This window comes from Planctomycetota bacterium (genome assembly GCA_026387035.1).
GTDB lineage: Bacteria > Planctomycetota > Phycisphaerae > FEN-1346 > FEN-1346 > JAPLMM01.
In genome coordinates this window covers 1-11245 of record JAPLMM010000043.1, presented here as the reverse complement: position 1 = coordinate 11245, position 11245 = coordinate 1, and the positions used below count along the sequence as shown (strand labels likewise).

At 65.4% G+C, this 11245-nt stretch carries 9 protein-coding genes; 8 read left to right on the top strand and 1 reads right to left on the bottom strand.

What is annotated here, in order from left to right; all coding sequences use genetic code 11:
* Both NTX40_01305 and NTX40_01300 read left to right on the top strand, forming a co-directional pair.
* On the top strand, window positions 1-348 hold a 348-nt coding region (locus NTX40_01305), incomplete at its 5' end, for a M20/M25/M40 family metallo-hydrolase (protein MCX5647727.1).
* A complete protein-coding gene (locus NTX40_01300; GenBank protein ID MCX5647726.1) occupies window positions 345-3035 on the top strand; it encodes a pitrilysin family protein in 2691 nt (896 codons plus the stop codon). The genes NTX40_01305 and NTX40_01300, both read left to right, overlap by 4 nt.
* A gap of 1518 nt (window positions 3036-4553) precedes the next feature.
* Here NTX40_01300 and NTX40_01295 read toward each other — a convergent pair.
* Complete coding sequence (locus NTX40_01295; GenBank protein ID MCX5647725.1) at window positions 4554-5093, bottom strand: hypothetical protein; 540 nt, start codon at window positions 5091-5093, stop codon at window positions 4554-4556.
* Between the two features lie 1039 nt (window positions 5094-6132).
* Here NTX40_01295 and NTX40_01290 point away from each other — a divergent pair.
* The 6 genes from NTX40_01290 to NTX40_01265 all read left to right on the top strand — a co-directional run bounded on the left by NTX40_01290 (window position 6133) and on the right by NTX40_01265 (window position 11203).
* Window positions 6133-6765: a cyclodeaminase/cyclohydrolase family protein gene (locus NTX40_01290; GenBank protein MCX5647724.1), complete on the top strand. Its 633-nt coding sequence runs from the start codon at window positions 6133-6135 to the stop codon at window positions 6763-6765.
* Window position 6766: 1 nt separating this feature from the next.
* Window positions 6767-7315 (top strand): hypothetical protein, encoded by a 549-nt coding sequence (locus tag NTX40_01285; GenBank protein MCX5647723.1) that lies wholly within the window; start codon window positions 6767-6769, stop codon window positions 7313-7315.
* 184 nt (window positions 7316-7499) lie between these two features.
* On the top strand, window positions 7500-8333 hold the full coding sequence (locus tag NTX40_01280) for a hypothetical protein (protein ID MCX5647722.1): 834 nt from the start codon (window positions 7500-7502) through the stop codon (window positions 8331-8333).
* 142 nt (window positions 8334-8475) lie between these two features.
* Complete coding sequence (locus NTX40_01275; protein MCX5647721.1) at window positions 8476-8664, top strand: hypothetical protein; 189 nt, start codon at window positions 8476-8478, stop codon at window positions 8662-8664.
* Between the two features lie 96 nt (window positions 8665-8760).
* Complete coding sequence (locus NTX40_01270) at window positions 8761-10434, top strand: glycoside hydrolase family 32 protein (protein ID MCX5647720.1); 1674 nt, start codon at window positions 8761-8763, stop codon at window positions 10432-10434.
* Between the two features lie 124 nt (window positions 10435-10558).
* Window positions 10559-11203 carry an MBL fold metallo-hydrolase gene (locus NTX40_01265; protein ID MCX5647719.1) on the top strand — a complete coding sequence of 215 codons (645 nt, stop codon included), beginning with the start codon at window positions 10559-10561 and terminating at the stop codon, window positions 11201-11203.
* Window positions 11204-11245 lie beyond the last annotated feature (42 nt).

Sequence of the window (11245 nt, the reverse complement as noted above, 5' to 3'; positions counted from 1 at the left end):
GGCATTATGTCGGAGACGGCGGGGAAGGCGGCGGGCGTGCGGATGCGGCTGGAAGTGATTTCGGACCAGCCGCCGAGCCAGGTGGCGACCGACCATCCGCTGGTGAAGGTGATTCAGCGGCGGACGGAAGAGGTGACGGGCGAGCGGCCGGAGGTGTTCGGCCAGTCGGGGGCGTCGGTGGCGAAGTTCCTGGTCCTGCGCGGGATGCCGGCGGTGGGATTCTCATGCGGGCCGGAAGGCGTCGAGCACATGGCGAACGAATGGACGAGTCTCGATGAACTGGTCCGGTTTGCCGAGGTCATGACGCTCGTCGTGTGGGACCTCGCGAGCGAAGGGGTGAGACCATGAGACGCGCGGCAGCGTGGTCCAGCGTGGCGGCGCTCGTGCTTTCGGCGCTGGTGGCGGGCGGGTGCCGCCTCGCGGGCGAGGAGCGGCCGGAGGCGACGCCCGCGCCGATCGAATCGGTGCGCCCTGCGCGCGAGCGGATCGAGCGGTTGCCGAACGGACTGGAGGTGATCGTGCGCGAGCGGCACCTCGGGGGCGTGGCGGCGTTTCGCGTTTACGTCGGCGCGGGGAGCCTGAACGAGGGCGAATACGCCGGCAGCGGAATCTCGCACCTCCTGGAGCACGTCGTCTCGGGCGGATCGACCGACGAGCGGACGGAGGCGGCGACGCGCGAGGCCCTCGAAGCGATCGGCGCCCAGACCAACGCCCACACGAGCAAGCAGTTCGTGTGCTACCACGGCCAGGCGGAGGCGGGGCGTATCGGCGAACTCATTGACATCATTTCAGATTACGTCATGAACAGCCGGGTGGACGCGAAGGAGTTCGCCCGCGAGTTCGAGGTCGTCCAGCGCGAACAGGAGCGGGCGGAGGCCAGCCCCGACCAGGTGCTGTGGCGGCTGGCGGACGAGAACTTCTTCCTGAACCATCCGGCGCGGTACCCGGTGATCGGGTACCTGGACGCCCTCAGGCGTCTGAGGCGGGAGGACCTGGCGGCGTTCTACGGGCGGGCGGTGCGGCCGGACAATGCCGTGGCCGTCGCGGTCGGCGACTTCAATGCGGACCAGGTGTTCGAGGAGATCCGGTCGGCGCTGGGCGGGTGGGAGCGGCGGTCGGCGGCGCCGGTCGTCCTCGGTCCGCGAGAGACGCAAGTTGCGCCGCGCCGGGCCGAAGAGAAGATGGACGTCGCGAGCGTGCGGGCGATCCTCGAGTTTCCGACGGTTCAACTGACGCATCCAGATTTGTATCCGCTGGACATCCTGGCGTTCGTGCTGGGGGAAGGGCGGGCGTCGCGGCTGGTGGCGGACCTGCGGGAGCGGCGCGGCCTGGTGCAGGAGATTACGTGTTTCAGTTACACGCCCGCGGGGTACGACGGCGGGCGGCTGAGCGTCCTCTTTCAGGCGGAGCCGGAAAGGGCCGAGGCGGCGCGGACGGCGGCGCTCGAGCATCTGGCGCGGGCGGCGCGCGAGGGGATCACGGCCGAGGAACTTGCGCGCGCGAAGCGCCAGAAGACGAGCGAGTACGTCTTCTCGCTCCAGGCCTGCGAGACAATAGCCGCCGACCTCGGGACCAACGCGCTCCTGGTGGGCGACCCGCACTTCTCGGACCGCTACGTGCGGAACATCCAGGGCGTGACGCTCGAGGACGTGAAGCGTGTGGCGGCCAAGTACCTGAGGCCGGAGGTCCTGTGCGAAACGGTCGTGCGGCCGAAGGAAAAAACGCCGGCCGAGGGCGAGAAACCGCCCGCGCCTGCCGTCGCGTCGCAGCGGCCGGAGATCATCTCGCGCGTGCTGGCGAACGGGGTGCGGCTGCTCCTGTGCCCGGTCGCGGATAGCCAGACGGTGAGCATTCAGATGGGCCTGCGCGGGGGCCTTTCGATTGAGTCGGAGAAGAACGCGGGCATCTCGCACTTCATGAGCCGGATGCTCCTCAAGGGAACGTCGAGGCACACGGCATCTGAGATTGCCTCCGCGACCGACGCGATGGGGGCGGACCTGAACGCCTCGTCGGGACGGAACACGATTTACCTTTCGGCGCGGTGCCTGGCGGAGGATTTTGAGAAGACGTTCGACCTGGCGTCGGCGAGCGTGCTGGAGCCGACCTTTCCGCCCCAGGAGGTCGAACTGATGCGGGGGCAACTGCTGGCGGAACTCGCGCAGATGGAGGACACGCCGCACGGCGAGGCGGCCCTCTTTTTCCAGCGGTGCTTCTTCACGGATTCGCCGTACCGGTTCCCCGTGCAGGGCTCGGCGGAAGTCGTGGCGGCCTTGGGGCGCGAGGACCTCGCCGGCTGGCATAAACGCCTGGTGGTGGGAAACAACCTCGTGGTGGCCGTCTTCGGCGGGATGGACTTGGTGAAGGCGGCCAATTACGTCGCGCGGCAAGTGGAAAGTTTGCCGGCGAATCCGAACCTCAAGTTTCCGGCGGACGTCGCGCCGCGCAAGACCGCGGGGCGGGAGGTGTACATCAAGCCGTCCGAGAAAGGCGCCGCGATCGTCTATGTCGCCTATCCCGGAATGGATATCTACAACATTCGCGACCGATTCCCGATGGACGTGCTCGACACGGTCGTCTCGGGGTACCAGATGCCGAGCGGTTGGCTGCACGAGGAGTTGCGCGGCAAAGGTCTGGTGTACGAGGTGCACGCGTACACGATGACGGGCCTCCTGCCGGGGTGCTTTGCGGCCTACGCCGTGTGCCAGCCGGAGAAGGCGGCCGAGGTCGCCCGGACGATCGAGTCGGCGATGAAACGGGCGGCGTCGCACCGCTTCGAGGAGAAGGAACTGGCGCCGGCCCGCGCGACGATCGTCACGGCCAAGGAACTCGGGCGCGAGACGGTGGACGGCTGGGCGTTCGAGGCGGCGGTGGACGAGGCGCTGGGACTGGGCGCCGAATTCGCGCGCGAGGAAATCGAGCGCGTCCGCGCCGTGACACCCGAAGAGGTCCGGCGCGTGGCGGGCGAGTACCTAAAGACGCCGGTCATCTGCATCGTGACGAGCGACGCGAAAGCAGCCGAAACCATCCGCAAGTAATCCCGCGGGGGGGTGGCCGTTTCTCGTGGCACGGCTTTGATGCGGATCCGTTTTGAGGCGGCTTCAGCCGCCTTGGCGCCGCGTGAGCGGCGTGTAGACCGGGGCTTTTAGACCCGGTTCGGCGTCGCGTCCGAACACGTTTCATTTTTTCTTTTCCCCTCCGCCCCGCTTGCAGCGGGGCGGAGGGGAAAAGAAAAAGGAAAGGGAAGGTGGCGGCCGGTCACCCCGCCATAAAATGGCGGGTCTATACCCCGCTGGCGCGGGGCAAAGGCCCATGAATGGGCCTTAAGAGCCACGGCCACGATCTGCAGCCGCACCTCTCGCGAGTCCTACCCCGGCCTCGCCCCGGAGTCCGTTGCACGCGACCTCGCGCCCCAACAATTCCCTAATCCGTCCTAGGTGATCCGACCCCAATCCAAGCCGAATATCTGTGCACGACTACAGCCCCAGGAAGAAACATTTAATGGTCCTGCTGCGCAGGATCGGCTCCTGATTCGACAAGCGGTGCGCTGGTGACCACGAAACAAACCGCATACTCGGCACCCTCTGCTGTGGGAAGGAGGAATACCCCACATTCACCCTCCCGTGCGTGCAGGGTCTTTGTAAGGTATGCAGTGGTTTCTCCCCCCTCCATTATAGACACGCCCACCGAGAGTCGTCCTTGCCTGTCACGGCCCAGCAGATATGTAACTATACTTCGCAATGCCGATTCTTTGCCATCAGGGCGTAATCCATGGGAGGCCTTCAACTCGGCCACCCAACGGGGCAGCGTCAAGGACGTGCCAAGGCTGAGATCTCCCGGACATTCCGAAACGGGTGGTAATTTCTGTAACGCAATCCACTCACTAGTCAGGTTCTTGGACGTGCTGAGCTCAAGCCCAAAGAATTGGACGCCCAACCGACGTATCGAGTTCCTGTCCGCTCCTCCGCCGCACCCTGCGACCAGGAGAACAACCAGCGCTAACGCGCATCTTATTCTCAAAGGGCACCTCCGAATGTGTAGCCTCAAGGTTCCTTTTTCTCCGGTGATTTCCGGGGGATTTCCGGCGACAGGATACCTATTTCCGGAATCTTTTCGTAGGTCCCCCGGCTCGCCAAGTCGAGTCGCCGTGGCGACTTGCCAAACCTGACACTTCGCCCGACTTGTCGAGGCGTCCGATCACGGCCCCCGCTCCCGACGAGGATACCGATAGTATAACCCGGGGGGAACGGCGAAGAAACAATAATCAATATCGAACGCCCAATGGTCAATGACGAAGAACAAGGGGAAAGCGAGGGACTAAGGGACGAAGGGACGTAGGGACGAAGTAACGGCGGCCGGCAACGGCTTAGCAAAAGCACAACAGGCAATTTGTGTGGCGCGGGGCCGCGCCAGAGGCGGGCAAGCCTTGGCCCCGCGCAGCAAGGCGCGGGGGATAATCCTTGCCCACTGATGCCTTCGGCGCGCCTGCCCCGCCTGCCCCGTTGGGATTGGGGGCTTTCGGCATTCACGGCACACGTGGACCATTAAAGGGCGCATCACGGGACGCTAGGAAAAAGAATTCCAGGCGGCCCATCCGTCATGGACGGCTCCCGACAGCCCTCCGCGGCTTGGTGTTTTCTCTCAAAGTCCTCGATTACCTTAACCCAGCGCTGGATGGCCTGCTCTCTTTCGGCCAGTGGCAAGTCACCACGGAATCCCACGCCCTTGTCTACTTTGTACACCTGTCGCAAGGCCCAATCCGCGAGGTCGGCAATGGTTGCCTTCCGGACGGGCTCCCCATCAACTCGTAGGCATGTGCGGAAGAAGATGCTTTCGCCAACGCAGATGATCGGTGTTGGTGACGTGTCGTTGAGGAGGGCCAATAGAACAGGTCCTGAATCCCCAAAGCCTAACTCCACCAACCTCTCCAAGTGGTAAGGTATCTGCGGATCCTCTGCAACTCTGAAATCTCCTTCGAGGAGTCTGTCCGCGTGATACCTGGCGGGATCCATTCGCTCTGTCCTATACTGTTTCTGGCATGCAGAGAGTAACACCATAATAACAAAGCCCATCACCACTACCCCGCTCCACTTCATGCGATCACCTCCATGCTCCCTATTTTTTCGCCCACTCTCAATATTTGAACGGCGCAGGCTTCGTCACCGTCGCTCGTATTTCCTGGGATAGGACACCTGTTTTGTGCGTCCCTTTTTTGACGGGCGGCCCGGCGGGCAGGGGCGCAGGCGACGGCCGATGGGCGTCGTCGGGCGAAGGAAAAGAGTTTGCGAGATTCGTCAGGCGGTTCATGCCGGCCCCCGCTCCGGACTTGGGATACCGATAGTATACCCCGGGGGGAACGGCGAAGAAACAATAATCGATATCCAACGCCTAACGGGTGCGGCAAGATTTTCTGGCACTTAGCAAAAGCACAACAGGCAATTTGTGTGGCACGGTCCCGGCGCGCCGGGATCCCGCCGTGCGCAGGCCCCAATGGGACAGGCGCGCCGGGACGCACGGCCGGGCAAGACCGGCCGTGCCACACGGCCCGTGCCCCGGCGCGCCGGGGTTGTGAAAGAAGAGGTTATCTCTGCGCTCTCTGCGTTGAGATAGCGTTGTAGTACTAACAGCCGCGGCGCCCGGGGCCGGTCGTGGCGATGTTTCGGTGGTTGACAGGCGCCAGGAGGCGGCGTAAGGTGGTGTTCGGCCCGCCCGTCGATCCCGGCGCGCCGGGATCGACGGGCGGGCCGAACGGCGTCCCGGGGATTCACTGCGTTCATCCCCGGGCGTTGAACGGCGCGCTAAGCCGCCCCGAAGGGGTCCAACAAGAACAGGGACAAGCGGCGCGCGGGGAAACGCGCTCGCCTTCCGCCTTCGCCCTGCGGGCTACGGCGGACGAGTCGGCTCGCGGCTAAACGTGACGGACGCTAAGCCGCGGGCGGCTCGAACAGCGTCCCGGGGCCCGCCGGAGGCGGGTAAAATTCGCGTTCATCCCCGGGCGTTGAACGGAGCGTCAAGAAACAGTTTTTAAAACTAATGCCACCCCTCACCCCAGCCCTCTCCCACAAGGGGAGAGGGGGTTATGAAACAGGCTCGCAAGCGGCGCGCGGGAGGCGGAGAGCCGGGAAGGAGACCAGGATGACTTATCGTTCGAGACCGCTGAAGGAATATCTGAATCACGCGGCAGCGGCGCAGCCGACGCCGGGCGGCGGGAGCGTCGCCGCCGTCGCCGGGGCGCTGGCTTCCACGATGGCCTCCATGGCCGCGGGGTTCACGAGCGGGCGCGAAAAGTTCAAGGCCGTCCAGGCCGAGATTGACGAGGCGCTGGGTCGGCTCGCCGAGACGCGCAGTCGCCTCCTGGACCTGGCGGACGAGGACATGAAGGCGTACGAGGCCATCATGGCCGCCTACCGCCTGCCGAAGGGGAGCGACCCGGAGAAAGCCGCACGCGACGAGGCCGTCCGCCGGGCGACGAAGAATTCGCTCGGCGTCGTTGAGAGCGTCCTCGGCGGCTGCCGGGACATTTTGGTCATCGCGCTTCGGCTGGCGGGGATTGCGAATCCGAACCTCATCAGCGACGTGGGCGTGGCCGGGGAACTCGCGCACGGGGCCGCCCGGGCCGCCCTCATCAATCTCGAGGTCAACCTGGCGGGTTACAAGGACGCGGCGGACGCGGCGGCGGTGCGAGGCCGCGCCGAAGAGATGCTGCGCGAGGTCGAGCAGGTGGCGAAGGGAATCCGGTCGGCGGTCCTTCACGCGCTAAGGAAATAGCGTGGCCCTGGAGCGGGAATACAAGATCGAATCGTCGGCCCGGCAATGCTCGCAGTGCGAGCGTGCGTTCGGCGTGGGGGATGAATACTATTCGGCCGTCGTCGAGACGGAGGAGGAAGCGCGCCTTGCGCGGCGGGATTTTTGCCCCGCGTGCTGGCAGCCGGACACGCAAACCTTCTTCAGTTTCTGGAAGACGAGCGTGCCGGCGCCCGAGCCGACACGCGGCCCGCGGCTGATTGATTTCACGCGTCTGCTGCGGCTGTTCGAGCGGCTCGAGAAGAGCGAGGACGAGGAGAACCGCCGGTTCCGCTACGTCCTGGCGCTGGTGCTGATGCGGAAGCGTCGGCTTCGGTTGGTTTCGCTGCGGCGTCTCGGCGGGCGGGCGGAAGTGCTCACGCTCCGCGAGGTGGGCGGCGACCGCCAGCACACCGTCCAGAACCCCGGCCTCTCGGACGAGGAGGTCCAAGGCGTCGCCGACCGGCTCCGCGAAATTCTCGACATGCCCGAGCGGTGGGAAGAGGAAGAGGAACCCGGCCCCGATGCGTCCTAGCGCGAAAAATGGGGTCAGACCTGCTCTGTTAAAAACATCCTTTCATCCTCCCTCTCCCTTGATGGCCCGTCGAGAGCCTCTAGGTCGAACGAGAGAGGGGTGGGGTGAGGGTGAAGAAGGCATCCAGGCCTCCTGTGCCCCCTCACCCTACCCTCTCCCGCAAGGGGAGAGGGAGAACAAAAGCATGTTCTCAACAGAGCAGGTCAGGCGCCATTTTCTGGGGGCGATCCTCGGAGCCGCGGTTCTCGTGGCGGGCTGCGGCGCCCCGCAGCGAGCGGCCCCCGAGCAGACGCTCGTCCGAGGGCCGCAGGAAGTCCTCGCGGCGCACAACGCCTGGGCCGAAAAAGTCCGGCACCTCTGGGCCCGGGCGGACTTGATGTTTGACTTCCCCGTCGGCGAGGGCAAACGCGTGCGCCATGACGTCACCGGCCACCTGTTTCTCGAGAAGCCCTCGAACCTGTTCGTCCACGGCGAGGTGCTGGGCCAGGACGTCTTCACGCTCGGCGCGAGCGCCGAGAGGTTCTGGCTCTGGATCAAGCCGAACGTCAACACCGTCTGGACGGGGCAGCGCGGCGGGCCGGGCGAGGCGAGGCTCAGCATTTCGCCGTCGGCCCCTGCCGAGGCGCTCGGCGTCTTTCGGATCGACCTTGAGCCGGACGCCCGGGCCGAGTTCGTGGCGTATCCGGAGCATTATGTTTTGAGCGTCGAGCGTGCGGTCGGCGGCAAGCGCGTGCCGGTCCGGCGGATATGGTTCGACTCGGTTTCGCTCCGCCCGAGGCGCGTCGATTTGTTTGACGAGACCGGCCGGTGCACCCTGATGGCGGAACTTCTGAAGTACGAGCGCGTGGGCGGTACGGAGGTCTGCACGGTTTACCGGGCCCGCTTCTACGGCGACGAGGAAGTGGACCTGGTGCTTCGCCTTAAGGACGTGAGCCTGGAGAAGCGGCCGAACCCGCGCGTCTTTGAGTACCGCCCGCCCCCCGGGGCGAAGGAAAAGAACCTCGACGCCCCGGAGTAGGGAACAAGGCCCGTCTCCGGCAGCGAGTGCACGTTTGACGTGGACAGCGTCGTCGTGGCGATCGGGAACCGGCCCAATCCTGTTATTTCGACCGAGTCCCGATGGGACGAGCGGAGAAATCTCGCCGGGAGAGCATCTCGAAATGTTCCTGGCTCGCGAATCCTTCCCGGCCGGTGGGGTCGAGGGGATTGTCGGCCGCGTCGAACGGTTCCACCGGACGCAGGTGGCGGACGCGCCGCCGGTGCTCTTCGAGGTGCTGGCGGAGCAGCGCCGGCGCCTGGAGAATCTCGGCGCCGCCCAGGGCGACTACATCTCGCCCTTTGATCTGTAACCCCCCGCTCTTTTTCGACGAAACCTGATTCGCTCGGGGTGGTTGAAACTATCCGGGTGGTGAACGGACTGCGCGGACCTTTTGGGGAGACCACACATGCACCTGGCACGGATCCTGGCGGCGGCAGGGGCGCTCGTTCTGGGGCTGATCGGGGCGGCCAAGGGCGCGGAAGAGCAGCCTTGGCCGCCGGCCAGTGCCGGCCCGAGCGGCAAGGAGTCCGCGGCACCGGCCCTGCTGGCCGGTCTGCCGGCGCCCGTGGCGGACTACCGCAAGGTGGTCAGGAGCACGGACGTCGCAACCTACTCGCGTGCTGCACTGGCCCTGCGGCAGTGGATGATCGAGAACGACTCGCACCGGCCCATCTACCACTTCACCGGTCCGGAGAGTTGGATCAACGATCCCAACGGACCCATCTACCACGGGGGCAAGTATCACCTGTTCTATCAGTTCGGTCCGCAGGTATCCGACGGAAGCGGCGGCTGGGAGCGCAGCAAAATCTGCTGGGGGCACGCCGTCAGCGAAGACCTGGTGCACTGGACGGATTGGCCGGTGGCCGTCTGGCCGGACAGCCCTTACGATCGGGGAGGCGTGTACTCCGGGAACGTGTTCATCGACAACGACGGTTTTCCCTGCGCCCTGTACACGGGCAATGTTGCGGGACACGGCGAGACGTACGGAATGCTCGCGCGGAGCACGGACGGTTGGATCACATGGCAGAAGAAGAAGGTCATGGACAACAGCCAACGTCCCCATGAGTACTCGCCCGTCCATTGGGACGGGTATGTCTGGCGGGACGGCGATCAATGGTGTCAGTTGATCGGGGGCGCCACCGGGGGGGCCGATCGGCAGGGGGCGGCCTGGTTGTGGACGTCGAAAGACCTGGAGCACTGGACGCTCCAGAAGAACATCGCGCCGTCCATCAAGAGGGGCAAGTTTTGGGAATTGCCTTACCTGATCCCGCTGGGCCCAAAGCACGTCCTGCTGGTCGGCGCGGGCAACCCGTATTGGGTCGGCCGCTATGACCGGCACACGATGATCTTTACGCCGGACGATCCCGAGCCGAAATCCATGGACAACGGCACCTACTACTCGTTCAACGTGAACATGGTGGATGATAAGGGCCCGGGCGGTTCGCGACGGCAGTTGATGCACGGCTGGGTGACCGGGCCGGCAACACCCACCAAGTCCGTGCCCTACTGGGAAGGCGCCCATTCCATCCCGCGGGTCCTGACGCTTCGCGGCCGGCATGTGGCGCAGGAACCGATCCCGGAGATCGAGTCGCTCCGCGGCGAGCATCGGCGATGGGGGGGCCTGGAGGTTCAGCCCGGCCGGTCCGGCTATCTCCCGGACGTTACGGGCGATGCGTTGGAGATCATCGCCGTGTTCGCGCCGGGCGGCGTGTCGCCCGGGACGTCGGCAAGCGACGTCGAGTCGCGGTTCGGCGTCAAGTTGCGCGTGTCGGGCGACGGGAAAGACTGCGTCCGCGTGTGGTACGATCCGAAGACCGACCAATTCGGCACGGACGGCGTCGTCGTCAAGAAGGCGTCCGCCTGGGGCGGCATCACCCGACACGGGTCGCAGGACGAGCCGGTCGTGTTGCGCATCTTCCTCGACAGATCCGTCCTCGAGGTCTACTGCGGCGGGGCCGCCCTGACCAACCGAACCTTCGCGGACGCCAAAGCGCTCGGCGTGGACCTGTTCGCCGAGGGCGGCACGGCGAGGCTGCAATCCCTCGACGTGTGGAAGGTGAACCCCCTGTGGAAGCCGTGAGCGCAGGAGAGAATCGCAAGCGTGTTCTGCAACCGCTTCCAACCCCTTTCACAAAGGGTGGGCGGACAAATTCGATTGCCCCGGGTTCCCGGCAGACCCTACAGTGGCGGCGGAAGGAGGCTGCATGACGGAGGCAAGGCTGGACGTCGTCGCCATCGGAAGCCTGGCGAAGAACAAGTATTGGAAGGAGAAGTCGCCGGCCCGCGAAGAGTACGCGACGGCGACGCTCATCCGCGCGGGCAAAATGACGATCCTGGTGGACCCCGGCTGGCCGGCCGAGGTCCTCCGTGCGGCGCTCTTTTATCGCGCGGGCCTCGAGCCGGGGGCGGTGACGCACGTTTTTGTGACGCATTTCGACCCGGCCCACCGGCGGGGGATCGCCCTCTTCGCGAAGGCCAAGTGGTGGATGTACGAGGAGGAGATCCGTTACGCGGACGCGGAGTTGCCGGACGACGCCCCGGACCGGCGGATCCTGGGTCGCATCGAGGAGGCGCCGGAGCACCTGGCGCCGGGGGTGGACCTGTATCCGACGTTCGGCCACACGCCGGGCCACGCGTCGCTGCTGGTCTATTCGGCCGTCGAGAGCACGATCGTGACGGGCGACGCGGTTCTGACGCGCGACCATTTTGAGCAGGGCGACCTGGGCGAGCCGCCGTGGGACCTCGTGAAAGCGAAGGAATCGTTCCAGGAAATCCTCCAGATTGCTGACGCCCTCGTGCCCGGCCACGACAACCTGTTTCTGTGCCGGACGGGCGGGGGGTTGGTCTGACGGCTTGAATCCCGCGCGGTTCGTTCTACAATTGACACGGCA